This is a genomic window from Sulfitobacter profundi, assembly GCF_042661425.1.
Lineage (GTDB): Bacteria > Pseudomonadota > Alphaproteobacteria > Rhodobacterales > Rhodobacteraceae > Sulfitobacter > Sulfitobacter profundi.
In genome coordinates this window covers 1,515,531-1,541,370 of record NZ_JBHSWA010000001.1, presented here as the reverse complement: position 1 = coordinate 1,541,370, position 25,840 = coordinate 1,515,531, and the positions used below count along the sequence as shown (strand labels likewise).

The 25,840-nt window shown below is 61.6% G+C and carries 16 protein-coding genes and 8 pseudogenes; 16 read left to right on the top strand and 8 right to left on the bottom strand.

The features are described from left to right. The first annotated feature begins 65 nt into the window (after positions 1–65). The 8 genes and pseudogenes from regB to trxA all read left to right on the top strand — a co-directional run bounded on the left by regB (position 66) and on the right by trxA (position 11,945). Positions 66–1,455: pseudogene (gene regB, locus ACFQAU_RS08050) on the top strand (sensor histidine kinase RegB). An 85-nt stretch (positions 1,456–1,540) separates the two neighbouring features. Then, positions 1,541–3,067, top strand: coding sequence for a PAS-domain containing protein (locus ACFQAU_RS08045; RefSeq protein ID WP_132443976.1), 1,527 nt, complete (start codon positions 1,541–1,543; stop codon positions 3,065–3,067). 56 nt (positions 3,068–3,123) lie between these two features. Continuing rightward, positions 3,124–3,597 carry a tRNA (adenosine(37)-N6)-threonylcarbamoyltransferase complex ATPase subunit type 1 TsaE gene (tsaE, locus tag ACFQAU_RS08040; RefSeq protein ID WP_132443975.1) on the top strand — a complete coding sequence of 158 codons (474 nt, stop codon included), beginning with the start codon at positions 3,124–3,126 and terminating at the stop codon, positions 3,595–3,597. Beyond that, positions 3,594–4,606: pseudogene (locus ACFQAU_RS08035) on the top strand (aminoglycoside phosphotransferase family protein). The gene tsaE and the pseudogene ACFQAU_RS08035 overlap by 4 nt, the downstream one beginning before the upstream one ends. Then, the gene (locus tag ACFQAU_RS08030) at positions 4,579–5,271 is read left to right on the top strand and encodes a nucleotidyltransferase family protein (protein ID WP_132443973.1); all 693 of its coding nucleotides are present in this window, start codon (positions 4,579–4,581) and stop codon (positions 5,269–5,271) included. Before ACFQAU_RS08035 ends, ACFQAU_RS08030 begins: the two are co-directional and overlap by 28 nt. After that, positions 5,264–8,221 carry a double-strand break repair protein AddB gene (addB, locus tag ACFQAU_RS08025; protein WP_132443972.1) on the top strand — a complete coding sequence of 986 codons (2,958 nt, stop codon included), beginning with the start codon at positions 5,264–5,266 and terminating at the stop codon, positions 8,219–8,221. The genes ACFQAU_RS08030 and addB overlap by 8 nt, the downstream gene beginning before the upstream one ends. Continuing rightward, positions 8,218–11,588: pseudogene (addA, locus tag ACFQAU_RS08020) on the top strand (double-strand break repair helicase AddA). Before addB ends, addA begins: the two are co-directional and overlap by 4 nt. Positions 11,589–11,624: 36 nt before the next feature. After that, on the top strand, positions 11,625–11,945 hold the full coding sequence (gene trxA, locus ACFQAU_RS08015; RefSeq protein ID WP_007118424.1) for a thioredoxin: 321 nt from the start codon (positions 11,625–11,627) through the stop codon (positions 11,943–11,945). 80 nt (positions 11,946–12,025) lie between these two features. On the opposite strand, the gene ACFQAU_RS08010 is transcribed toward trxA, so the two are convergent. After that, complete coding sequence (locus ACFQAU_RS08010; protein WP_132443970.1) at positions 12,026–12,928, bottom strand: hypothetical protein; 903 nt, start codon at positions 12,926–12,928, stop codon at positions 12,026–12,028. Positions 12,929–13,028: 100 nt separating this feature from the next. On the opposite strand from ACFQAU_RS08010, the gene hslV reads away from it, so the two are divergent. The 3 genes and pseudogenes from hslV to ACFQAU_RS07995 all read left to right on the top strand — a co-directional run bounded on the left by hslV (position 13,029) and on the right by ACFQAU_RS07995 (position 16,141). Further along, positions 13,029–13,589, top strand: a complete 561-nt coding sequence (hslV, locus tag ACFQAU_RS08005) for an ATP-dependent protease subunit HslV (RefSeq protein WP_067623712.1) — start codon at positions 13,029–13,031, stop codon at positions 13,587–13,589. Next, positions 13,586–14,885, top strand: a pseudogene (gene hslU, locus ACFQAU_RS08000) (ATP-dependent protease ATPase subunit HslU). The gene hslV and the pseudogene hslU overlap by 4 nt, the downstream one beginning before the upstream one ends. Positions 14,886–14,923: 38 nt before the next feature. Then, positions 14,924–16,141: an MFS transporter gene (locus tag ACFQAU_RS07995; protein WP_132443969.1), complete on the top strand. Its 1,218-nt coding sequence runs from the start codon at positions 14,924–14,926 to the stop codon at positions 16,139–16,141. Here the strand turns inward: ACFQAU_RS07995 and ACFQAU_RS07990 are convergent. The 3 genes and pseudogenes from ACFQAU_RS07990 to ACFQAU_RS07980 all read right to left on the bottom strand — a co-directional run bounded on the left by ACFQAU_RS07990 (position 16,138) and on the right by ACFQAU_RS07980 (position 18,411). After that, positions 16,138–16,722: a Smr/MutS family protein gene (locus tag ACFQAU_RS07990; RefSeq protein WP_132443968.1), complete on the bottom strand. Its 585-nt coding sequence runs from the start codon at positions 16,720–16,722 to the stop codon at positions 16,138–16,140. The genes ACFQAU_RS07995 and ACFQAU_RS07990 overlap by 4 nt on opposite strands. Next, a pseudogene (gene mltA / locus ACFQAU_RS07985) lies at positions 16,719–17,710 on the bottom strand (murein transglycosylase A). Before mltA ends, ACFQAU_RS07990 begins: the two are co-directional and overlap by 4 nt. 41 nt (positions 17,711–17,751) lie before the next feature. Next, positions 17,752–18,411 (bottom strand): Tim44/TimA family putative adaptor protein, encoded by a 660-nt coding sequence (locus tag ACFQAU_RS07980; protein ID WP_120349806.1) that lies wholly within the window; start codon positions 18,409–18,411, stop codon positions 17,752–17,754. 104 nt (positions 18,412–18,515) lie between these two features. On the opposite strand from ACFQAU_RS07980, the gene ACFQAU_RS07975 reads away from it, so the two are divergent. After that, a complete protein-coding gene (locus tag ACFQAU_RS07975; protein ID WP_132443966.1) occupies positions 18,516–19,019 on the top strand; it encodes an FxsA family protein in 504 nt (167 codons plus the stop codon). A gap of 65 nt (positions 19,020–19,084) precedes the next feature. Next, positions 19,085–19,567: a protein-export chaperone SecB gene (secB, locus tag ACFQAU_RS07970; RefSeq protein WP_067623694.1), complete on the top strand. Its 483-nt coding sequence runs from the start codon at positions 19,085–19,087 to the stop codon at positions 19,565–19,567. Positions 19,568–19,570: 3 nt separating this feature from the next. Here the strand turns inward: secB and dnaQ are convergent. The 4 genes and pseudogenes from dnaQ to ACFQAU_RS07950 all read right to left on the bottom strand — a co-directional run bounded on the left by dnaQ (position 19,571) and on the right by ACFQAU_RS07950 (position 22,270). Beyond that, positions 19,571–20,259: pseudogene (gene dnaQ / locus ACFQAU_RS07965) on the bottom strand (DNA polymerase III subunit epsilon). Next, positions 20,252–20,844 (bottom strand): annotated as a pseudogene (gene coaE / locus ACFQAU_RS07960) (dephospho-CoA kinase). Before coaE ends, dnaQ begins: the two co-directional pseudogenes overlap by 8 nt. Continuing rightward, positions 20,841–21,674, bottom strand: coding sequence for a shikimate dehydrogenase (locus ACFQAU_RS07955; RefSeq protein ID WP_132443964.1), 834 nt, complete (start codon positions 21,672–21,674; stop codon positions 20,841–20,843). Before ACFQAU_RS07955 ends, coaE begins: the two are co-directional and overlap by 4 nt. Next, positions 21,671–22,270: a Maf family protein gene (locus ACFQAU_RS07950; RefSeq protein WP_132443963.1), complete on the bottom strand. Its 600-nt coding sequence runs from the start codon at positions 22,268–22,270 to the stop codon at positions 21,671–21,673. The genes ACFQAU_RS07955 and ACFQAU_RS07950 overlap by 4 nt, the downstream gene beginning before the upstream one ends. A 405-nt stretch (positions 22,271–22,675) precedes the next feature. Between ACFQAU_RS07950 and ACFQAU_RS07945 the strand changes: the two genes are divergently transcribed. From ACFQAU_RS07945 to mnmE, 3 genes and pseudogenes are all read left to right on the top strand, one after another. Further along, a complete protein-coding gene (locus tag ACFQAU_RS07945) occupies positions 22,676–23,125 on the top strand; it encodes a CopD family protein (protein ID WP_120349800.1) in 450 nt (149 codons plus the stop codon). A 124-nt stretch (positions 23,126–23,249) separates the two neighbouring features. Beyond that, positions 23,250–24,520: pseudogene (gene rho, locus ACFQAU_RS07940) on the top strand (transcription termination factor Rho). Positions 24,521–24,552: 32 nt separating this feature from the next. Next, entirely contained in the window at positions 24,553–25,839 is a 1,287-nt protein-coding gene (mnmE, locus tag ACFQAU_RS07935; RefSeq protein WP_132443962.1) for a tRNA uridine-5-carboxymethylaminomethyl(34) synthesis GTPase MnmE, read from the top strand. Position 25,840 lies beyond the last annotated feature (1 nt).

The window sequence follows — 25,840 nt, the reverse complement described above, 5'->3', positions numbered from 1 at the left end:
TGTTTCGCCGCAGACCTACGCTAGATCGCAGGTGATGCAAGACGCAATAAAGTGATGGGGCTAAGATGACGCAGGCAAACATTCGGCCCCTCGACGGGCGCACCCGCGCCAGTTGGATCCGCCTGCGCACGATGATCCTGCTGCGCTGGTTCGCCATCGCCGGACAGTTGACCGCCGTCACCGTGGCGCAATGGGCGCTAGGGCTGCAACTGGCCTTTGGCCTATGTTATCTGACCATCGGTGCCTCGGTGGTGGGCAACCTCGTCGCGGCCTTTGTCTTTCCCCAGAACAAACGCCTGTCCGAGCGCGAGAACCTTGCCATGGTCCTGTTTGACCTGCTGCAACTAACCGCCCTGCTGGGGCTGACCGGGGGCTGCACAATCCCTTTGCGCTGCTTCTGCTGGCCCCGGTAACGATCTCGGCCACCGCACTCAGCCTGCGTTCGACACTGGTTTTGGGCGCTACCGCGATTGTCGCGGCTTCGGTGCTGGCGCTGTGGCATCTGCCGCTTGTCACCCAGTCGGGCGATGTGCTGCGCCAGCCCGGCATTTTTGTCTTTGGCCATTGGGCGGCGCTGCTGATCGCCATCGTTTTCACCAGCGCCTATTCGCGGCGCGTCACGACTGAGGTCCACTCCATGGCCGATGCGCTCTCAGCCACGCAGATGGTGCTGGCACGGGAGCAGAAATTGTCGGACCTGAGCGGTGTTGTGGCCGCTGCAGCCCATGAATTGGGTACGCCCCTAGCCACCATCAAACTAGCCAGCACCGAACTGCTGGGTGACCTCGAAGACCGGCCCGACCTGGCAGAAGATGCCGCGCTGATCCGCGATCAAGCCGACCGTTGCCGCGATATCCTGCGCGATATGGGACGCATTGGGAAAGACGATCTGCACATGCAACGCGCGCAACTCACCGCCGTGGTGAAAGAGGCCGCCGAACCACATCTGGAGCGGGGCAAGACGGTGATGTTCTCTGACAACCCGATGGCCCGAGATCACGCGCGCCCCCGACGATCCCGCGCAAACCCGAGATCATTCACGGGCTGCGCAATCTGGTGCAGAACGCGGTGGATTTCGCCGAAACCACGGTTTGGATCGAAACCGAATGGTCTGCCGAGGATATCTCGGTGCGGATCATCGACAACGGGCCGGGCTTTCCGCCGCAGCATCTGGGGCGGATCGGCGACCCCTTCCTGCGCCGCCGTAGCGGCACGGCAAACGAGACGGCGCGCCCTGAATATGAGGGCATGGGGCTGGGGCTTTTCATCGCCAAAACCTTCCTTGAACGCTCCGGCGCGCGGCTGCGGTTTGCCAATGGGTCAGACAGCGGTTGGCTGCGCGGGTTGCCGCCCGCAGGCAGCGGCGCGGTTGTCGAAGTTGTCTGGCCGCGCCGCCTGCTGGACCTTGGCCCCGATGATGCCGTGATGGGCGAGAACCAGCGCCTGACGGCTTGAAAGGGGGAACTGCGCTTTTGTTAACCCGCCGTTAACCTTTGGCTCTCAAGATAGGGCGTCGCATTTGCCGAAAGGGTTATCCGTCATGGCATTGCCAGACGTTATCATCGTGCTTGCTGCCGCTTTCGCCACCGCTCTGGCCGCCCTTTGGTGGCTTAGCACAGCAGCGGGCCGCCCCGCTGCGGCACCGCCCGGCATCGACGATATGAGCCTGCTTTTCGAAGACGGCGAGTTGATCCACGGCTCCGACAGCGCACTAACCCGCTTTGCCCTCGCCCCCGGCCACCACCAGTGGGAGGACATCCGCGAAGCGCTGCTGTCGCGGTTTCCTGAATTCCCCCGCACGGCCCGGCACGGGGCCACCGGCAAACTGACCCTCACGGCAGAAGATGGCGACAGCCCCTCGGAACTTCGCATCACATGGCGGGACGCGCTATGCTGGCTGCACCTGCCCCAGACCCGCGCAGCCGAAGAGATCACGCAAGAGACGTTCCAAAAACTCGCCGCGCTGCGCCGGGCCAGCGAAACCAGCCCCAACCCCGCATGGCAGACCAATGCCGCAGGCCGCATCATCTGGCACAACCGGGCCTACGGGGCCCTGAAACGCAAGGCACCGGCCGATCCTGAATGCGGCGGCGCCGCTTTGTTCAGCACGCCTTCGCCCGAACATCCCAACCGCGTATGCCTGCGCTGCGGCGACGGGGACAAACCCGATTGGTACGCCCTGACCACCACGACAGAGGACAATGTGCAGGTCTACCACGCCACCTGCATCAATGCCGTGGTCGCCGCCGAAGAGGCGCAGCGCAACTTCGTTCAAACCCTCGCCAAGACCTTTGCGCATCTGTCCATCGGGCTGGCGATCTTTGACCGCAACGGGCAGTTGGCCCTGTTCAACCCTGCCCTGGTTGACCTGACCGCCCTGCCCGCCCCCTTTCTTAGCGCCCGACCGACGATGGTGTCCTTTTTCGATCAGCTGCGCGAAAGCCGCCGCATGCCGGAACCAAAAAACTACAAGAATTGGCGTCAGGAGATTGCCGAGGTGATCGCCGCCGCAACCGATGGGCGCTATCAAGAGACATGGTCGCTTGAGAACGGTCAAACCTACAGTATCCGTGGCCGGCCCCACCCCGACGGGGCCACGGCATTCTTGATCGAAGACATCACCGCCGAAGTCACCCTGACCCGCAATTTCCGCGCTGAGCTTGAGCAAAGCCAAAGCCTGCTGGACAAGCTCGAAGATGGCTTCGCCGTCTTCTCCGCCTCCGGCGTGCTGACCTTTTGCAACGCCGCCTATCGCGACCAATGGAAACAAGACCCCGACAAAAGCTTTGCCGAGATTACAATCAATGACGCGATCCGCGTCTGGCAAAAGATGTCGGCAGCCAATCCGCTTTGGCCCGACGTGGCCGAATTTGTCATGGGCAGAGGGGACCGCGCGGGCTGGAACATGCCTGTCGCTCCGCTCCACGGCGCGGCCCTCACTTGTGAGATTTCGGCCATCGCTTCCGGCGCGACGCTTTTGCGCTTTCGCCCGACCCCGGTTGGAACGGCCCGCCCGGACCGCAGCGCCATGCCTTCGGCATGCGACCGGCGACAACCCTCCAACTAGGGCATTCCCCGCCGCTTTAATCTTGCGGCTGCGTGTCGGCACGCTAAGCATGGGGCATGTTCGACGATACCCTTTCCCTCCTGCTCAGCGGCCCCGATGACACCGCCCGGCGCGCCCAGCAATTGGCCCGCCGCCTGTCACCCGGCGATGTCATATTGCTCAGCGGCGATGTCGGTGCGGGCAAGACCCATTTCGCCCGCGCCCTGATCACCGAACTGCTCGACTACCCCGAGGACATCCCCTCGCCCACCTTCACATTGGTACAAACATATGAGGGGGCAAGCGGCGCGATCTGGCATGCCGATCTCTACCGTCTGACCTCCACCCATGAGATTGAGGAGCTGGGGCTGATCGACGCTTTTCATGACGCGATCTGTCTGGTGGAATGGCCGGATCGTCTGGGCCCGCTCGCCCCCGCCGGGGCGCTACGGGTCAGCCTTTCCCCCGGCGCCCACGAAGACAGCCGCGCGCTGACAGCCGAATGGTCCGGCAGCGGTTGGGCCGCCAAGTTGACAGTTTGGCGCACATGACCGAACGCGCCGCATTGATCGAAGGTTTTTTGCAAACGTCCGGCTGGGCCGGGGCACCCGAAAGCTACTGGCGGGCGACGCCTCCAACCGGCGGTATGACCGGCTGCGCAAAGCGAATGGGGATAGGGCCATCTTGATGGATGCCCCACCCGAACGCGGCGAAGACGTGCGCCCCTTCCTTGATGTCGCGGCGCATCTGACGGCCTGCGGCCTCAGCGCGCCACAGATTTACCACAAGGACAGCGACCACGGGCTGCTGCTGATCGAAGACCTTGGCGATGATCTTTTCGCCCGGCTGATGGCGGCTGATCCCGCTCGGGAACTTCCGCTGTACCGCGCCGCCGCAGACGTATTGGTCAAACTTCACAGCGCCCCTTTGCCGGAACTGCCGCTTTGCGATGCCGATTGGCTGACCGATATGGCAGCCCCCGCATTCGACTTTTACGCACCCGAGGGTGGGCAAGTGGCAAGCGCCGCTTTCGCGCAGGCTTTCCGCCCCCTCGCCGCTGCGCTGGATGACGCGCCCAAGGCCGTGATCCTGCGCGACTATCACGCCGAAAATCTGCTCTGGCTGCCGGAGCGCGAAGGTGCCGCGCGCGTCGGCTTGCTGGATTTTCAGGACGCGCTGCTGGGCCACCCGGCCTATGATCTGGTCTCAATCCTGCAAGACGCCCGCCGCGATGTCCCCCGCGCGGTGGAGGGACAGATCATCGACTATTACATTGCCCAGACCGGACAAGAAGCCGCCCCCTTCCGCCGCGCCTATGCGCTGCTTGGTGCCCAGCGCAACCTGCGCATTCTGGGCATCTTTGCGCGCCTTTGCCTGCGCGATGGCAAACCGCATTACGTCGATCTGATCCCCCGTGTGTGGCAGCATCTGCAACATAACCTGCGTCATCCCGCGCTTGCCGCGGTGGCGGATTCTATCGCGGGCGTGCTGCCCCTTCCGACCCCCGATTTCTTGGAGCATCTGAAAAGCCAATGCGCGACTATCCCGACGCCATCATGATGTTCGCGGCCGGGTTCGGCACGCGTATGAAACATCTCACCCAGACCCAGCCCAAACCCATGGTGCCGGTCGCAGGTCGCCCCTTGATCGACCATGCGCTGGACCTCGCCCGCGGGATATCCCCCGCCCGGATCGTGGCGAACCTGCACTATCTGCCCGACCAGCTTGATGCCCATCTGCGGGCGCAGGATGTTAAGACCGTGATCGAGACGCCTGAGATCCTCGACACCGGCGGCGGGCTGCGCAATGCCCTGCCGTTGCTGGGCGCGGGGCCGGTTTTCACCATGAACAGTGACGCACTTTGGGCCGGGCCGAACCCGCTCGCGATGCTGCAAGCAGCGTGGGATCCGGCGCGGATGGAAGCGCTATTGATGACCGTGCCGCTGGAAAACACCCTTGGCCATGGCGGCACGGGCGACTTTACCCGCGCCCCGGATGGCCGCCTGCAACGCGGGCCGGGGCAGGTCTATGGCGGGATACAGATCATCAAAACCGACCTGCTGGCCGATATCGAAGCCGAGAAATTCTCGCTCAACCTGTTGTGGGATATGATGCTTCAGCGCGAGACGTTGTTTGGCCTGCCCTATACTGGGCGTTGGTGCGATGTGGGCCATCCCGGCGGCATTCCCCTTGCCGAAAGCCTTTTGGCGGGCGCCGATGTTTGAACCGCAAGACAGCCCCCGAGTCTTTGGCCTCGCCCCCGGTGTCGACTTTCCACGCGGGTTGGTGCGCGGGCTTTGTGACCGGTTGGAGAATGGCCCGCCCGAGGCGATGGCCCGCGTTGAACTGCTGGTCAACACCAACCGAATGGCACGCCGGTTGCGCCATGATTTCGACGCAGGACCGGCGGGGTTTCTGCCCCGCATTCGGCTGATTACGGACCTTGATGCCTTGGGCCCCGGCATTGCGCTGCCTGCCCCAACGCCACCGCTGCAACGGCGGCTGGAACTCATTCAACTGGTGTCGCGCCTGCTGGATGCCGCGCCGGATCTCGCGCCGCGCGCGTCGCTTTATGCGCTGTCGGACAGTCTTGCGGGCCTGATCGACGAAATGCAGGGCGAAGGGGTCTCGCCCGAGACGGTGGCGGGGCTGGACGTTGGCCATCTCTCGGCCCATTGGGAGCGCGCGCAGCGGTTCCTAGCCATCGCCCATGACTATCTAGGTCAGACCACCACCCGCCCGGATGCCGAAGCGCGGCGGCGTCAACTCGTCGCCCGGATCATCGCCCGCTGGCAGGACAATCCACCGCAGCACCCGGTGATCCTTGCCGGCTCTACCGGGTCGCGCGGGACCACCGCGCTGCTGATGGAGGCCGTGGCCCGCCTGCCGCAAGGGGCGATCATCCTGCCGGGTTTCGATTTCGAGATGCCGACCGCCGTTTGGAATGAATTGGATCAGGCGCTTTTGGCCGAGGATCATCCGCAATACCGGTTTCGCAAGCTGATGAACATGCTCGGCGTTGTGCGCGGCGCGGTCGCGCCCTGGTGCGAGATGCCCCCGGTTTCGATGGCCCGCAACAAGCTGCTGTCGCTCTCGCTCCGGCCCGCGCCGGTCACCCATGCTTGGCTGAACGAAGGGCCAAAACTGGAAGACCTGCAAGGTGCCACCGCCAACATCACTCTGATCGAAGCGCCCACGCCGCGGGTCGAGGCATTGGCCATCGCGCTGCGTCTGCGCCAAGCTGCCGAAGACGGGGTGAAAGCCGCGTTGATCACGCCCGACCGGATGCTTACCCGGCAGGTCACGGCTGCGCTTGATCGCTGGAACATCCTGCCCGACGACAGCGCCGGGATGCCGCTGCAACTCTCTCCGCCGGGGCGGTTCTTGCGCCATGTGGCGGCGCTGTTCGTCCGGAAACTGGATGCCGAGGCACTGCTGACCCTGCTGAAACACCCGCTGACACACAGCGGCGCGGGGCGGAACTTTCACCAGCTCTATACCCAGCGGTTGGAGGCCGAGATCCGCCGTCACGGGTTGCCCTATCCCGATGCAGAGAACTTGACCGAGATTGCAGAGCGGGCCGCGAAGCGGATGGAAGACCCCAGCGGTTTCCGGGATTGGGTCGCTTGGCTGGGCGAGGTTTTCCCCGGCCACGACACCCCCGGAGAGCGGCCCCTGCCCGATTGCGTCGCCGCGCATTTGGCGCTGGCCGAAAGGATCGCCGCCGGGCAACCCGCCGACCCCGATCACCTGCTCTGGCAGCAGGGTGCGGGCATCGCGGCTGCGGCGGTGATGGCCAACCTGACGGAGCACGCCGCCCATGGCGGCGCGATGAATGCCGCCGATTATGCCGACCTGCTTGGCGCACTTTTGTCCCAAGAAGAAGTGCGCGAGGCCGATACCCCGCATCCCGACATCATGATCTGGGGCACGATGGAGGCGCGGGTGCAGGGGGCCGAGTTGGTCATCCTCGGCGGTCTGAACGAAGGCACTTGGCCCGAAGCGCCGCCGCCCGATCCTTGGCTCAACCGTCAGATGCGCGAAAAGGCCGGGCTGCTGTTGCCCGAACGGCGCATCGGCCTGTCGGCGCATGACTACCAACAGGCCATCGCCAGCCCCGAGGTTTGGATCACCCGCGCGATCCGGTCGGATGAGGCAGAGATGGTGCCCTCGCGCTGGCTGAACCGGTTGGGCAACCTGCTGGGCGGCTTGGGCGATACCGGCGGGCCGGAGGCGTGGAAGGCGATGCAACAACGCGGCGGCTATTGGCTGGATCAGGTGCGCGGCCTTGAGGCGGTGGAGCGTACGGCCCCCGCGCCGCGCCCCTCGCCGCGCCCGCCCCGTGCCGCGCGGCCGCGCAAACTGTCGGTGACCGAGATCAAGACGCTGATCCGTGATCCCTATGCCGTCTACGCCAAGCACAGCCTGAAATTGCGTCCGATCAACCCGCTGGTGCAATCTCCCGACGCGCCGGTGCGGGGCATCGTTTTGCACCGCATCATGGAGGATTTCGTGAAGCTGGTGGCCCGCGACCCCGCGCGGCTGACCCGTGACACGCTGATGCAAGTGGCCGCCGAAGTGCTGGAGGAGGAAGCCCCATGGCCCGCCGCTCGCGCTATGTGGCTGGCGCGGATCGACCGGATCGCGGATTGGTTCATCGCCCGTGAAAGCCAACGCGCTGGATTTTCCAGCCCCGTCGCTTTTGAGCAGGGCGCGCGCGGCAGCTACACCTTCGCCGACCTCGGCTTTACCCTCAGCGGCTTTGCGGACCGGATCGACCAGACCGATGATGGTGATGTGCTGATCTACGACTACAAGACCGGGACGCCGCCGGGCAAAAAGGAACAGCGGCTGTTCGACAAACAACTGCTGATCGAAGCGGCGATGGTCGAGCGTGGCGGTTTCCCCGAGGTGGGCGTGGCCCATGTGGCCCATGCCGCCTTTATCGGGCTCGGGTCGAAACCCGTCGAAGTCCCTGCCCCGCTGGAAGAAGAGAACCCTCAAGAGGTGCTCGCCGGGCTGCACGCGCTGCTCTCACGCTACCTTGATGAGGGGCAGGGTTTCACCGCGCGCCGCATGGTGCAAAGCGATGCCTTTGCGGGAAATTATGACCAACTGGCCCGTTTCGGCGAATGGGACGGCACCAGCTCTGCCCGTCCAGAGGATTTGGAATGATGCGCGATTTTGACGATGCCACCCGCGCCCAGATCGAAGCGGCGCGGCCCGATGCCTCCACTTGGCTCACCGCCAACGCAGGCTCTGGCAAGACCCGCGTGCTGACCGACCGCGTGGCGCGGTTGTTGCTGGACGATGTGGAGCCGCAGCACATCCTTTGCCTGACCTATACCAAGGCCGCCGCGTCAGAGATGCAAAACCGTCTGTTCAAACGTTTGGGCGAATGGGCGATGCTGAAAGATGAGACGCTGCGCAGCGCTTTGGCCGATCTCGGCGTGCAGGGAGAGTTGACGCCCGAGCAACTGCGCAACGCCCGCACCCTTTTCGCCCGCGCGATTGAGACACCGGGCGGGCTGAAGATCCAAACCATCCACTCTTTCTGCGCGGCCCTTCTGCGCCGCTTCCCGTTGGAGGCGCAGGTCAGCCCGCAATTCACCGAGATCGAAGACCGCGCCGCCGATCTGCTGCGGGCCGAGATCGTCGATGAGATGGCCGAGAGCGAAGACGCCCCGCTGGTGGCCGACATTGCGCGGCATTACACCGGCGAAGATTTCGCCAGCCTTACCCGTAGCATCGTGGGCCAGCGCGATGCTTTCACCGACCCCCGGTCATGGGCCGAGATCTTAACGCTTTTCGCCCAGCCCGAAGACCTGACCGAAGAGAAAATCGCGGCATCGGTCTTTCTTGGCAGCGAAGCGGCGATGATGGCCGAGATCATCCCGCATCTGCTGGCCAAGGGCGGCAATGACGGCAAGGCTGGCGCGGCGCTGCAAGAGATTGACCGCTACGATCTTTCTGCCCTGCCCCAGCTTGAAAATACCCTTTTGACCGGCAGCGGCGCCAAGGCGCCATTTACCGCGAAGATCGGCAGTTTTCCGACCAAGCCGACACAAAAGGTCATCGCCGAACAGATGCCGCAGCTTGAGCAGTTGATGCAGCGCGTCGAAGACGCCCGCGAAGCGCGGCTGGCCTTAAAGGCGGCGCGCAAGTCCTATGTGCTGCACCGGTTCGCGGCCCGTTTCCTTGAGCGTTATGCCGATGAGAAACAAAAACGCGGCTGGCTCGACTTTGACGATCTGATCCTCAAAGCCCGCGCTTTGTTGACCGACAAGGCGGTGGCGGCTTGGGTGCTGTTTCGCATCGACGGTGGCATTGACCATATCCTTGTTGACGAAGCGCAGGACACCTCGCCGCGCCAATGGGATGTGATCGAACGGCTGACAGATGAATTTTACTCAGGCGCTGGCGCACGTAACGAGGTGGATCGGACGCTTTTCGTCGTGGGTGACAAGAAGCAGTCGATCTACTCTTTCCAAGGGGCCGACCCCGAAGAACTGGACCGCAAAGGCACGACATTCGAGCAGAAAATCGGCGAAGCGGGGCAGTTCTTTCAGCGCCGCAGCCTCGCCTATTCCTTCCGCTCCTCTTCGGCGATTTTGCAGGCAGTCGATGGGGTTTTCGATCCGGACATCCAAACCGGGTTCACAAATGACGGGCATATGGCCTTTAAGGACCGCCTGCCCGGCCGTGTCGATCTTTGGCCCTTTATTGAGAAAGCAGGCCCCGATGAAGAAGGCGACTGGACCGACCCCGTTGACCGCCGTAGCGCGCGGCATCACACCGTGCAACTGGCCGAACGCATCGCGCGGCGGATCAAAGAGCTAACCACCGAGGCGCATTACCTGCCCGACGACAGCAAGGGCGACTTGGCACGGCGGCGCATCCAACCGGGGGATTTCCTAATCCTCGTGCAGCGCCGCTCGGCCCTGTTTTCGGAGATCATCCGCGCTTGCAAAGCGGCGGAACTGCCCATCGCCGGGGCGGACCGGCTCAAGGTCGGGGCCGAACTGGCGGTGCGCGATCTGGCGGCGATCCTGTCGTTCTTGGCGACACCTGACGATGATCTCTCGCTCGCCACCGCGTTGAAATCACCACTTTTCGGCTGGTCTGAACAAGACCTTTTCACCCTCGCCCATTACCGCAAAGAGGATCACCTCTGGCAAGCCCTGCGCGGCCAGACCGAGACCCACGCCGCCACCCTCGCTGTGCTGCGCGACCTGCGCGGGCAGGTCGATTACCTGCGCCCCTACGACCTGATCGAACGCATCCTCACCCGCCACGATGGCCGCCGCAAACTGCTGGCGCGGTTGGGGCCAGAGGCCGAGGATGGGATCAATGCGATGCTGAGCCAAGCGCTCTCTTACGAGCGCGGCACGGTGCCCAGCCTGACCGGATTTCTGCAATGGATGCAGACCGATGATCTGGAGATTAAACGCCAGATCGACAGTGCTTCGAACCAGATCCGCGTGATGACGGTGCATGGGGCAAAGGGTCTGGAAGCGCCGATCGTGATCCTGCCCGACACCGGGCGGCGCGATGTGACGATCAAGGATGAGATCATCACCGTCGACGGCACGCCCGTCTGGAAAGCCCCGGCAGATGACATGCCCCAGCCCATGCGCGCGCGGTTGGACGAGATGAAAGAGGCCGCATTGCAAGAGCGGCTTCGGCTTTTCTATGTGGCCATGACGCGGGCCGAAAAATGGCTGATCGTGGCGGCGGCAGGGGAATTGTCGAAAGATGAATCCTCTTGGTATCAGATCACCGCTGCCGCTTTGGCCCGGTTGCGGGCCGAGCCCTTGGGCGATGATGGCACGCTGCGCTATCAACAGGGCGATTGGGATGCGCTCGACGTCGTAGAGACGCCAGAGAAAATTGTCACAACGCCCGTGTTAGACCCTATTTTCACCCGTTCCGCCCCGTCCCCCCGGGGGGGGACAAGACCCTCTCGCCCTCCGATCTTGGCGGTGCCAAGGCGCTGGCGGGTGAGGCCGGCTTTGATATGGATACCGCGCTGAGCTACGGCACTTTGGTCCATGAATTGCTGGAGAATCTGCCCCTCATGGGGCCGGACGCACGGCAGGTATTTCTGGACCGCTTGGCCCGAAGGCATCCACCTGAAATGATTGCCCGCGCCGAAAGTGAGGCCGACGCGGTTCTGCGCACCCCTGCCCTCGCCCCGCTATTCACCGAGACGACCCTTGCCGAAGTCCCCGTGACCGGCAGCTTGGGCCATCAGCGTCTACACGGCACGGTCGACCGCTTGGTGATCGCCGAGGACCATATCCTTGCCGTCGATTTCAAGACCAACCGCGTGGTCCCCGGGACCGCCGACGCCTGCCCCGACGGGCTGTTGCGCCAGATGGGCGCCTATGCCCATATGCTGCGCCAGATCTACCCCGATCGGCGGATCGAGACCGCCATTCTGTGGACCGCCCGCCCCGCTCTTATGGTGTTACCCAACGATATCGTGACAAATGCGCTGCGTGCCCTGCCATATCTTGACGCCACCGCCCCGCGTTCATAGGTTCAGGCCTCAACCCATTCCTGTCAGGAGAGCATCATGGCAACCGTCGCAGTCACCGACGACACTTTCGACGCCGAAGTCAAAAATTCGGACATTCCGGTTCTGGTCGATTTCTGGGCCGAATGGTGCGGCCCGTGCAAACAGATCGGCCCTTCGCTGGAAGAGCTGTCGGATGAGATGAACGGTCGCGTGAAGATCGTCAAAGTCAACGTCGACGAAAACCCGAACTCGCCCGCTCAGGTCGGCGTGCGTGGTATTCCGGCGCTGTTCATCTTTAAAGACGGGCAGGTCGTGTCCAACCTTGCTGGCGCACGCCCCAAGGCGGCCCTGCAAAGCTGGATCGAAGAATCCATCTAAGGTCAATACCTTACCAGATTTGACTTACGAAAACGGGCGTCCTTCGGGGCGCCCTTTTCATTTGCGGTCACGGGAGCCAGTCAAAGGGGCCAGCCAAAGCGTTTGAACCGGGCAACGATCTTTTCTTCGGCCTCGGCGCGGCCTGCGTTGATGCAATGCTCTTGCCAGAACCACCAGATATAGGCGGCGAAATCCGGGGCTGTCTGCCCCACGGCGGCAAAGCTGTGGCTGAGATCCGCAAGATCCGCCCGCACGCCGATATGGTGGAAATCGATCTGGCCAAAGAACAACGCCGGTTTGCGAAAGAAGTAGCCAGAGAACGCGGCTGCTGAATTCTGCGTCACGACGAATGCACAGCTTTGCAAATGCCGCACCATCTCACCCATCGTTAGGGTCAATCTTGGATGGCGCGCAGCGAGGGCTTCGAGCGCGGTTAGCTCCTCGGGGCTATAGACCTCTTTCGGGTGCAGGGCCGCGACGACGGGGCCGGTGTTATGGGCAAGCGTGAGGGTCAGCATTTCAAGTGGGCTGCAAGATTGAAAAGACCGCCGCTGCAACAAGCGGCCCTGTAGCGGCACGTAGATCGGCCCATCACGGTTGGACTGTCGCGGCGCATCTCCGAACAGGCGCTTTTGCCAGAAACTGTAGAAGCGTTGCGCCTGCTTTGGATCGACACCGCTTGGATCAAACTCGGCCACGACGACATCCCAAAGCCACCGTTCAGGGCGCGCTTCGATCTGCCAAAAGGGGTAGTAGTAGCAGCGCCGAAAGACCAAACCGCGGGACGTTGGGGCAGGGGCCATATGGCTTAATGAAAGCGCATCAGCCGCGCGGGCGGGCGCGCCGATATCTCGATATGTGACCCTAAATTGAGCATTTTCGAGGACACGCGCGAGTTTTCCGATGAAGTTATGCGTCCCGGCTTCGGCGCTCTGCCGTAGCGGGGGTTCAAGGTAGATATCAACTTGGACTTGATCCTGCATCGCTAAAGGCTAGCCCGTCGCCCGACCGCTCACAAGCGGCGCTGCCCTTGTCCTGCCCTGCCACGGGGGCCATATAGAGCGCCAAGCGACAGGAGGCCCCATGGCACAGAACGACGATTTCCCCGGTTGGCACGGGACCACGATCATTGGCGTCAAAAAAGGCGGCGAAGTGGTGATTGCCGGTGACGGACAGGTCAGCCTTGGCCAGACCGTGATCAAAGGCACCGCGCGCAAAGTGCGCAAGCTCAGCCCCGGCGGCTATGACGTTGTGGCGGGGTTTGCGGGGTCCACGGCAGATGCCTTTACCCTGCTGGAACGGTTGGAGGCCAAGCTCGAAGCGACACCGGGGCAATTGGCCCGCGCGAGTGTCGAATTGGCCAAGGACTGGCGCACCGACAAATACCTGCAAAAACTCGAAGCGATGCTGATCGTGACCGACGGGAAAGACCTGCTGGTCATCACCGGCGCAGGCGATGTGCTGGAGCCCGAACATGAGGTCGCGGCCATCGGGTCGGGCGGGAACTATGCCCTCGCCGCTGCGCGCGGCATGATGGACAGCGACCGCGACGCCGAAACCATTGCCCGTGATGCCATGGCGATCGCCGCCGACATCTGCGTCTACACCAACGGCAAACTCACCGTGGAGAAAATCACCGCATGACCGACCTGACCCCCGCGAGATCGTATCCGAACTGGACCGTTATATCATCGGCCAGAATGACGCCAAACGCGCCGTTGCCGTGGCCCTTCGCAACCGGTGGCGCCGCAAGCAGCTAAGCGATGACCTGCGCGACGAAGTCTATCCCAAGAACATCCTGATGATCGGCCCCACCGGCGTCGGCAAGACCGAGATCAGCCGCCGTCTGGCAAAGCTGGCCCGCGCGCCGTTCATCAAGATCGAAGCGACGAAATTCACCGAAGTGGGCTATGTCGGCCGCGACGTGGAGCAGATCATCCGAGATCTTGTGGACAGCGCCATCGCCATGACCCGCGATTTCATGCGTGAAGACGTGAAAACCAAGGCCGAGCAGGCCGCCGAAGAGCGCGTGATCGACGCCATCGCTGGCACCGACGCCCGCGACGGCACCCGCGAGATGTTCCGCAAGAAGCTCCGCAGTGGTGAGTTGGACGACACGATGATCGAGCTTGAGGTCTCCGATACCTCCAGCCCCTTCCCAATGATGGACATTCCCGGCCAACAGGGCATGGGGATGATGAACCTTGGCGATATGTTTGGCAAAGCCATGGGGGCCGCACCACCAAAAAACGCATGGCCGTGGCCGATAGCTATGAGGTGCTGGTCGGCGAAGAAGCCGACAAATTGCTGGACGATGAAGCCGTGAACCGCGCCGCCATCGAAGCGGTCGAGCAGAACGGCATTGTCTTTTTGGATGAGATCGACAAGGTCTGCGCCCGTTCCGATGCGCGGGGCGGTGATGTTTCACGTGAAGGGGTGCAGCGCGATCTGCTGCCGCTGATCGAAGGCACCGTGGTGTCGACGAAATACGGCACGGTGAAGACCGATCATATCCTCTTTATCGCTTCTGGTGCCTTCCACATCGCCAAACCGTCGGACCTGTTGCCCGAGCTTCAGGGCCGTCTGCCGATCCGCGTCGAACTGCGGGCGCTGACCGAGGGTGATTTCGTTCGCATCCTGACCGAGACCGACAATGCGCTGACGCGGCAATACACCGCCCTGATGGGAACCGAAGATCTGACCGTCACCTTCACCGAAGAGGGCATCGCAGCACTGGCCAAGATCGCGGCGGATGTGAACACCTCGGTCGAGAACATCGGCGCGCGGCGGCTTTATACGGTGATGGAACGGGTGTTCGAGGAGGTCTCCTTTGATGCGCCCGACCGGTCGGGGCAAGAGATCACGGTTGATGCCGACTTTGTCGAAAAGAACTTGGGCGAACTGACCCGCTCCACCGATCTAAGCCGCTACGTTCTTTAGGGCTTTCCTTTCCTCCATGCCCCGGCGATGAAAGGGGCATGGAATACCTCTCATTTTTGCGGCGCAACTGGCTGTTTCTGCTGGCCGGTTTCCTGCTGACATTCACCTCGTCCTATGGGCAAACCTATTTCATCTCGCTCTTTGCCGGGGCGGTGAAGGGCGATTTTGGCCTGAGTGATGGGCAATGGGGCGGCATCTATACCATCGGCACGACGCTTTCGGCAGTCACCATGGTCTGGGCCGGGGTGCTGACGGATCGTTTTCGCGTGCGGGTGCTGGCTTTCGGCGTGATGGTGGCGCTTGCTGGGGCCTGTTTGGCGATGGCGGCGGTGCCGAATTGGATCGCGCTGATCTTCGTTATCTATGCCTTGCGGCTGACCGGGCAGGGCATGATGTCTCAGCTTGGGCAGGTCGCCATGGTCCGCTGGTTTGAGGCATCGCGCGGCAAAGCGCTTTCGCTATCCTCTATGGGATTTGCGGCCGGTCAGGCGTTTCTTCCGGTAATCTTTGTGGCGCTTTTCGCCAGCTTTCATTGGCGCAGCCTTTGGGTGCTGGCCGCCGGGCTGGTGCTGCTGACCATCCCGGTGATCCTGATGCTGCTGCGTCAAGAGCGCACCCCGCAGAGCATGGCGGATCAGGCGCAGCGCGCGGGCATGGAGGGGCGGCATTGGACGCGGGCAGAGATGTTCCGTTCGGGCCTGTTTTGGATGATCATCCCCCTCGCCATCGGCCCCGCCGCATGGGGCACCGCGCTGTTTTTCCAGCAGGTTCACCTGACCGAAGTGAAAGGCTGGGCCTTGGTCGAATTCGTGGCGCTCATGCCGGTCTACACGCTCTCGGCGGTAGCCTCGACCTTCCTTTCGGGTTGGGCGATTGACCGCTTTGGCGTCAGCCGCGTGGTGCCGGTGATGATGCTGCCCTTTGCCCTGTCATTCGCGGTGCTGGCCTATGCCGACACGCTGTGGATGGCGGGGATCGGTTTGGTGATTTTCGGCATGGGGCAGGGCATGCAATCCACCGCCCCGGCGGCCTTTTGGGCCGAGTATTTCGGCACCCGCCATGTGGGGTCGATTAAAGCAGTCGCCGCGGCGCTGATGGTCTTTGGCTCGGCCATCGGGCCGGGGGTGACGGGTCTTTTCATCGACTTGGGCGTCGATTTCCCGCAGCAAATGTTGCCGATCGCGGTTTACTATCTGCTGGCGGCTGGGTTGGCCGCATGGGCGATAAGACGCTACAGGCCGCTGCTGCGCGGCTAACGGTTGCGCCGGAGATAGACGTAATAGGCCCCGCCGCCGCCGTGGCTGACATGGGCCTGCGCAATCTGAAGCACAAGGCCGTTGAGCGGCGGCATCGACAGCCATTGCGGCACCTGATGGCGCAAAACACCATCGCGCACAGGGATCGGGCCACCATCGTCGCGGCGCTTGCCCTTGCCGGTGATGACCAGCACCAACCGCTTGCCCCGCGCATGGGCATCCATGATGAAGCCGTTCAGCGCCGGATGCGCGCGGTCAAGCGTCATGCCATGAAGATCAATCCGGCCTTCGGGGCGCAGTTTGCCGCGTTTCAGCTTGCCGAAGGCTTTGTGATCCATCTGAACCGGGGCGGCTTTCATCTGTTCTGACAATGTCGGGCGCAAGTCATTGCTGCGTTTCTTCATGGTCGGCTGAGGCTTGTTGCCTTGGAGCGCGATTTTGGCCCGACGGACCTGCGGCGGGGCAGGGGCGGGCGCGTCGATCTCTTGCGTGAAAAGCTTGTTCAGCTCCAGCTTCTCTGTCCGCTCCGTGACCCTGCGCCAAAGCGCAAGATCGTCTTCGTTCAGGCGGCGGCGTTTCATATCGCGCTCTCCGGCAGGAAAGCATAGGCGCGTTGGATCGGCATCAAAACCATCATCCGCCCCGCGTCGCGCAGGCGGCCTGCCTCGCGGCCCGCTTTGTCGCCGGTGCCAAAGAACACATCCGCACGCTGCGTGCCCTTGATGGCCGAGCCTGTATCCTGCGCGACCATCAAGCGCCGCATGGGTTTCTTGCCGTCTTTTTCGATCCAAACCGGCGCGCCAAGCGGCACATGCGACGGGTCCACCGCGATGCTGCGCAGCGTGGTGATGGAACGGTTCATCGCCCCAAGCGGCCCCTTGTCGGCAGGCACCCGGCTGACCTCTCGAAAGAAAACATAGGATGGATTGTGGTAGAGCAATTCGCGGCCATCTTCGGGGTTCCGGCGTACCCAATTCTTGATGACATCGGCGCTGACCTGATGCGCCTCATAGACCCCGCGCCGCACCAGTTCGACCCCGACAGAGCGGTAATCATGGCCATTCGCCCCGCGGTAGCCCACGCGCAGGTAGCTGCCATCGGGCAGGCGGATACGTCCAGAGCCTTGAATTTGCAAAAGAAAAGCTCAACCGGGTCATCGACCCAAGCGATTTCCAATCCGCGGTCCCGCATCACGTCGCCATCTAGGATCTCACGTCTGGTAAGCCAGGGGCGGTTCTCTTCGGCCTCGGGGGGCATGGCGTAGATGGGGTACTGAAACCGCGCAGAGGGGTAGAGATCACCGTCCAACTCAGGCTCGAAATACCCTGTGAACAGCCCATCTTTTCCGTCTTCCATCAACACGGGCCGGAAAAACAATTCGAAAAACTGCCGGGGGTCGGGGCCATCTTTGGCCAGCTTGCACAGCGCGCGCCAATCGACATCTTTCATGTCGCCGCAAGTGCTGGTGAACACCTCAAAGGCGGCGGCGTGGTCATCTTCGGCCCAGCCGTCAAGCTGGTCGAAATCCATCACCGTATAATGCACCTCTGCTGCGGACGGCGTGTTCATCGACACACCGCCCAACAGCGCAAGTGCGCCAAGCGCACGCGCTACCCGTCTGTGGAAACCAACAGCCAATTCGGATCATCCGAGCCCATGACACGGGCGAAGACCCATGTATCTTTTTGGCGTTTGATTTCGTTGCTGCTGCCCTCGACAACCTCGCCTTCGCGGTTGCGTACTTCAGAGGTCAGCTCTCCCACGAAGCGAATGGTGAGTTCGGCTTCTTTGGTGGTCTCGTCCATCGTGGCGTCGACCAATTCCATCTCACGCACGCCGATAAAGTTGGCGTCGATCGTCAGACCTTGATCCTCGCGCGCCGCGACACCGTCAACAAAGCTTTCATAGACATCATCGGCCAGAAACGGCTGGATTTCTGCCAGATCGCCACGCTCGTAGCCCATGACGATCATCTCATAGGCACCGCGCGCGCCTTGCAGAAAATCGCTGACGCCGAACGAGGGCTCAACCCGTTTCATCTCGGCCAGTGCCTTGCCCGAGGGGCTGTCTTCGGGAACGTGGTCGGTGATATCGAGATCGGGACCGCCTTCGATCACCTCAAACGCGGGGCCGCTGCGGGCGCTTGGCGTTTGATCGGTTACCGGGGGCTTTTCAAAACCCTCGCGGGTGCCAAGCACGTTTTTCAGCCGCAGGATCAGGAATACGGCGATACCGGCAAGCACCAGAAGCTGTATCAGGGGAGAATTCATCGAAACCTCATTCAGGGGTGGCATGGAAACATGCGAGTTAAGCTCTTATGTAGGTGTTCGACCGGGGCAAGTCCACTCTGCCCCCAGCGAAAGGACCCCGCCACATGTGGCTATTGATCGCATTTATCGCCGTGCCTCTGATCGAGATCACGCTTTTCATCCAAGTCGGTGGCGCCATCGGCCTTGGCTGGACGCTGACCGTGGTGGTGCTGACCGCCGTTCTGGGCACATGGTTGGTGCGCTCTCAAGGGGCGCTGGCGCTTGGTCAATTGCGCAGTTCCTTCAATGACCTGCGCGACCCGACAGAGCCTTTGGTGCATGGCGCGATGATCCTGTTTTCCGGCGCGCTGCTGCTGACGCCGGGTTTTTTCACCGATGCTGTCGGCTTTGCTTTCCTGATCCCGCGCTTCCGGCAAGCGGCCTACAGCGCGATCCGCGACCGGGTGAAGGTCCAGAGCTTTGGCACCCCGGGCGGCATGGGCCCGCGCCCCGGCCCGCAGGGCAGACGCAACCCGCGCGGTCGCGGTGACGTGATCGATGGCGATTTCCATGAGATCTCCGAACAGCCGCGCCAGACCAAGGGCCCCTCGGGCTGGACTAAGGATTGAGCGGCCCGTGCCGACCTGCTAAGTCCGGATAGATTTAAGAAATTCACCACAACAGGACACAGAAAATGGCAGAAAACGAAACAGCGCAACCGAAACAGCCGCAGATGCGCGTGCTGGGCCAGTTCATCCGCGACATGTCGTTTGAGAACATCATGGCGCAAAAGGGCGCCCCTGCAGATGTGCAGCCCGATGTGCAGGTTCAGGTCAACCTCGACGCGAAAAAGCGTGGTGGGGAAAACCAGTATGAGACCGCGATCAAGCTGAACATCACCTCGAAAGCGAAAGACGGCGACGCGACGCTTTTCGTGCTGGAAATCGACTATGTCGGTATTTTCCAAGTCGAAAGCGTGCCTGAAGAGCAGATGCACCCCTATCTGCTGATCGAATGCCCGCGGATGATCTTCCCCTTCCTGCGCCGCATCGTCAGCGACGTGACCCGCGATGGTGGCTTCCCGCCGCTGAACCTCGAGAACATCGACTTCCTGTCGCTCTACCGCAACGAAGTTGCCCGCCGTCAGGCCGAGACCCCGCCAAAAGCCGACGCCTAAGCGTCAGCCAAGCTGTTTCCACAGCGCGTCGTCGCCCAGCTTGCCGACAAATTCGGCATGGGCGGCGGCTTCGGCCTCTGTCAGACGCGAGGGCAGGGGATTGGGCCGCGGTTTCGGGGTCCAGCGCGTGTCAGGCTCACCGGATTTCCGTTCGGGCGCCGATGACAGCGCAAAGTCGGGCTGCCGCCCCCGATCAATTCCAGATAGACTTCGGCCAGAATCTCACTGTCGAGCAGGGCGCCGTGCAGTGTCCGAGAGGTATTGTCGATCCCGAAGCGACGGCACAGCGCATCAAGCGACGCGGGCGAGCCGGGGAAGCGTTTGCGGGCGATCTCCAGCGTATCAAGTGCCTGCTCCCATGGGATTTGCGGCAGACCCATCCAGCGCAGTTCGGCATTCAGGAATTTGATGTCGAAGGCGGCGTTGTGAATGATCAGCTTGGACGTGCCAATAAAGTCGAGGAATGACTTGCCGATCTGCGCAAACTTGGGCTTGTCGCGCAGGAAATCATCACCCAATCCGTGCACCTGAAACGCCTCTTCGGGCATGGAGCGTTCGGGGTTGATATATTGGTGGTAGGTCTCGCCCGTGGCCATATGGTTCATCAGCTCGACCGCACCGATTTCGACGATACGGTCGCCGCTTTCGGGGTCAAAGCCGGTGGTTTCGGTATCGAGCACGATTTCACGCATGACGTAGCTTTTCCCTAATGTCGCGGATCACATCCCGCACCTGCGCGCGGGCATGGTCGGGCGTGTCGGTCACTATCACATAGTCTGAACGGGCGCACTTCTCTTTGGCGGGCATCTGCTTGGCGCGGATGGCATCGAATTGCGCTTCGGTCATGGTGCCACGGGCAAGCACGCGGTCGCGTTGGACGGCGTCGGGGATAGTGACGCAGACCACCGCGTCCATCGCAGCGTCGCCGCCGGTTTCAAACAGCAACGGAATGTCGAGCACGGCAATGTCGCTATAGGCTTCGGCCAGAAATGTCGCCCGGTCTTGGGCCACCAATGGATGTACGATTGACTCGATCCGGGGCAGGGCGGTGGGATCAGCGGCGATGATCTCTTTCAATGCGGCGCGAGAAACCGCGCCAGCCTCTATCGCCGTCGGAAACGCCGCCTGCATGGGCGCGACCGCCGCGCCCCCTTTGCATAAAGCCGGTGCACCGCTGCATCGGCATCCCAAACGGCGCAGCCCTCCTCGGCAAACATCTTTGCCGTGGTCGATTTGCCCATGCCAATCGACCCGGTCAGCCCGAGGTGAAACATCAGCGCAGCACCGCCGTGCGCGTGGCGCGGTCAACCTCTGGCCGCTGGCCGAACCAACGCTCAAACGCGGGCACCGCCTGATGCAATAACATGCCAAGGCCGTCGACCGTGACACAGCCCATTTCCTCGGCCGTTTCCAGCAGATGTGTCCGCAGCGGCGCATAAACGAGGTCCGTCACCACGGTGCCGGGGCGCAGCCCATCAAGCGGCACACGCAAAGCACCCTTGCCAATCATACCAAGCGATGTGGTGTTCACCACCAAGGCGGCATGATCAATCATATTGCCTGCCTGCATCCAATCGACGACTTTGACCATGCTGCCAAAATCGCGCTGCAACTGCTCTGCCCGCACGCTGGTGCGGTTCGACAGGCAGATCTCAGGCACCCCAGCGTCCAAAAGCGACGAGACCACAGCGCGCGCCGCGCCGCCTGCACCCAAGATCGCCGCTGGTCCGGATTTTGGATCCCAATCGGGCGCACCGGCTTTGAGGTTTTCGATGAACCCATAGCCATCCGTATTATCCGCATGAATTTTGCCATCGGGACGAAAAATCAGCGTATTGGCAGCACCAATCAATGTGGCGCGGTCGGTGATGAGATCCGCGATCTTCATCACCGCCTCCTTATGGGGGATCGTCAGGTTTACCCCGACGAAACCCATCTTGGGCAGTGTCCGCAAAACCTGCTCCAGATCATCGGGCGCCACATCAAGCGGTACATAATGACCCGCGATGCCGTAGGTCTCTAGCCAATGGCGGTGCAGTTGCGGGGATTTGGAATGTGCGATGGGCGATCCGATCACACCGGCAAGGGGGATTTTGGACAGGCTCATGTCGTGAGGTCTCCGCGCAGCGTCAGGTAATTCAGCAGTTCAAGAAATGGCATACCGAGGACGTGAAAGTAATCCCCCTCAATCTGGCTGAACAGCCGCACACCTTCTTCTTCCAGCTTATAGCAGCCCACCGCGTAGCGGATGCTGTCCCAGTTCCGTTCGACGTAGTCCTTAATATAGGCGTCACTGGCGTCACGCATCCGCAGCCGCACTTGGCCGACATGCCGCCACAGCGGTTCACCATCTTCGTAGAGCACGGCGGCAGAGAGCAGCGAATGCCGATCCCCGCGCAACTGGTAAAGCTGCGCGATGGCCTCATCCCGATCACGCGGCTTGTGCAACATCTCTCCGCGATGCTCCAAGACCTGATCGCAGCCCAATACCAGCGCGCCGGGGTGTTTTTCGCTCACCTTGCGGGCCTTCATCTCGGCCAATGTATCGGCAATGTCGCGCGGTTTCGCCGCCTCTGCGCGCAGGGCAGCGGTGATCATCTCTTCGTCGATCCGCGCCGGGATAACCTCATGCGGGATCGCGGCCTGCGCCAAGAGTTTCGCGCGGATCTCCGAGCCGGAGGCGAGGACGATTTTCTGCGGCATGTGGATAACCCTGTGATGATCTGGCGCAAATCTTGAGGATTTGTTCTGCGAGATAAAAGTTGACAGCACAAGCCCGCAGATCTCGCCCCGAGTCGCGGTTTTTGTCGCCGATTCCCACCCCGATGGATAGGGATAAGCCGCTTGTGCGTATAACCACGGCACTTCACCGGTTATCCCCGCTTTGATACATTTTGTCCCCCGGAAAATACGCTGGCAAGTTCCTGAGAAAGTTCAATATTCGCGATCGGGGCGGGTTTATCCACAGGTGGCCGTGAAGTTTATTCACCTGTTGATAAGCGGCGGTATAAATCATTAATCCACAGGAATCCGGTTCCCTACAATCAACTACATCTTTTCTCTTTTCTTATTTATTAAGAAAGAAGCACGCACACCGGAGCCGTCCCCATGTTCGATCTTCTCAGCCTCGCTTATCCGTGGATCAAAGCGCTCCATATCGTGTCCGTCATCAGTTGGATGGCCGCGCTGTTCTATCTGCCGCGGCTCTTCGTGCATCATGTCGAACAGGCAGGCTCGGCAGGTCGGATGCATGAGACCTTCTCGATGATGGAATTTAAGCTCGCTCAGTTCATCATGCGCCCCGCGATGATGGCGACATGGGGTTTCGGCCTCGCCCTCGTTCTGACGCCCGGAATCGTGGATTGGACGATGATCTGGCCTTGGACCAAGGGTGCTAGCGTCGTCGCCATGACGATTTTCCACGTTTGGCTAAAAAAACAGGTCAAATCCGTCGAAAGCGGCGACAGCACGGTGACAGGCCGTCAGTTCCGCCTTTTGAACGAGGTGCCGACGCTTTTGATGATCGTGATCGTCTTCTCGGTCGTTGTGAAATTCTGAAGCAATTGACTCAAGCAGCCCCGTTGCCTATATCTGCGCCACTGTCCCGTCCGGGGCGGTTTCTGCTTGCCACATTCAAATGATCGACCAGCCCGCATTCTGCTGCGGCTGAACAGGATGCTCCATGACAACCGAAACGCTGAACCTCGCTGATCTCAAGGCGCAGACGCCGAAAAACCTGCTCGCCATGGCCGAAGAGCTGGAGATCGAAAACGCCTCGACCATGCGTAAAGGCGAGATGATGTTCCAAATTCTCCGCGAACGCGCGGATGAGGGCTGGGAGATCTCAGGCGACGGCGTGCTGGAAGTGTTGCAAGACGGATTCGGTTTCCTGCGCTCGCCCGAAGCGAACTACCTGCCGGGCCCCGATGACATCTATGTCTCGCCCGACATGATCCGCAAATGGTCGCTGCGCACAGGGGACACCATTGAAGGGCTGATCAAAGCGCCTGACGACACCGAACGCTATTTCGCGCTGACCGAAGTGACCAAGATCAACTTCGAGGCGCCTGAGAAGGCCCGCCACAAGGTTGCTTTTGAGAACCTGACGCCACTCTACCCCGACGAGCGTCTGACGATGGAGGTCGATGACCCCACCATCAAGGACCGCTCCGCACGGATCATCGATCTGGTTTCGCCCATCGGCAAGGGCCAGCGTTCGCTGATCGTCGCCCCGCCGCGCACCGGTAAGACCGTGCTGCTGCAGAACATCGCCAATAGCATCGAAAAAACCACCCAGAGTGCTATCTGATCGTCTTGCTGATCGACGAACGGCCCGAAGAAGTCACCGACATGCAGCGTTCGGTAAAGGGGGAGGTCGTTTCCTCCACTTTCGACGAGCCCGCAACGCGCCACGTGGCCGTATCCGAGATGGTGATTGAGAAAGCCAAGCGTCTTGTCGAACATAAGCGCGACGTGGTGATCTTGCTCGATTCGATCACCCGTCTGGGCCGCGCCTTCAACACCGTGGTGCCGTCTTCGGGTAAGGTTCTGACCGGTGGTGTAGATGCAAACGCCCTGCAACGCCCCAAACGTTTCTTCGGCGCTGCGCGGAACATCGAAGAGGGCGGATCGCTCACCATCATCGCCACAGCGCTGATCGACACCGGCAGCCGCATGGATGAGGTGATCTTTGAAGAGTTCAAAGGCACCGGCAACTCTGAAATCGTGCTGGACCGCAAGATCGCCGACAAGCGCGTCTTCCCGGCGATTGACATCCTCAAGTCCGGCACCCGGAAAGAGGATTTGCTGGTCGATAAAGTGGACCTGCAAAAGACCTTTGTCCTGCGCCGCATTCTCAACCCGATGGGCACCACTGACGCCATCGAGTTCCTGCTCGGCAAGCTCAAGCAGACCAAGTCGAATTCTGACTTCTTCGACTCCATGAACACCTGAGTTATTGATTAATAACAATAGGTTAGTGAAATATGGACACGATATTCGCCCAAGCGTCAGCGCCGGGCCGTGCCGGAGTTGCGGTGATTCGCATTTCCGGCCCGCAGGCCTTTGCGATCGCAGAGAAGATCACCGGCCAACGCCCTGAGGGGCGCGAAAGCGTGCTGCGCAATCTTCGGGGCGCCGAGGGGGAGGTCATCGACCAAGCCTTACTCCTCAGCTTTCCCGGGCCGAATTCCTTCACCGGCGAAGATGTTGTCGAGCTGCAAGTTCACGGTTCGATCGCTGTCGTGCGCGCTATGCTCTCACTGCTCTCGACATTCCCGGAAACACGAATGGCTGAGGCAGGTGAATTCACCCGTCGCGCCCTAGAGAATGAAAAGCTGGACCTCGCACAGGTCGAAGGTCTGGCAGATCTCATCGAAGCAGAAACCGAGGCTCAAAGAAAACAAGCTCTCCGCGTTCTCTCCGGGCACCTTGGTGCGCGGGTCGAAGACTGGCGGAAAGACCTGATCCGAGCCGCCGCCCTGCTAGAAGCGACGATCGACTTCGCAGACGAAGAGGTGCCCGTTGATGTTACCCCAGAGGTCGACGCGCTGCTAACCAAAGTCGGGAAAGAGTTGCAGGCCGAAGCGCGGGGCACCTATGTTGCAGAGCGCGTCCGCAATGGCTTTGAAGTTGCCATCATCGGCGCACCTAACGCCGGTAAATCGACCCTGCTAAATGCTCTCGCAGGCCGTGACGCTGCGATTACATCCGAAATCGCTGGCACGACCCGCGACGTTATCGAGGTAAGGATGGACCTCGGCGGTCTTCCAGTGACGCTGTTGGATACGGCGGGTCTGCGCGATAGCGATGATAAGATTGAGGCCATCGGAATCGAGCGGGCTATCGAACGTGCGAAAGCCGCCGACTTGCGGGTCTTCCTTGCCGCCCCGGATGAGACTTTGATGATCGCTCCGGAGCCTGATGATATTGTGGTCCGACCAAAGGCGGATCTCACAGGTATCGGGGAAAGCGGGATATCTGGAAAAACCGGGCAGGGCATCTCCGAGCTTATTGCCCGGGTTCAAACGACCCTTTCGACGAAGAGCGCCAGCATCGGACTTGCGACACATGAGCGACATCGCGTCGCTCTGGAGCAAGCCGTCTCGTGTTTGGCTGAGGTAGATGTTATCCTGCAGCGAGGACCCGACTTTTATGATTTAGCCGCGGCGGAATTGCGATTCGCTATACGCGCGCTCGAAGCCTTAGTTGGCCGAATAGATGTCGAAAACCTGCTGGATGAAATCTTCACCAGCTTTTGCGTAGGTAAATGAT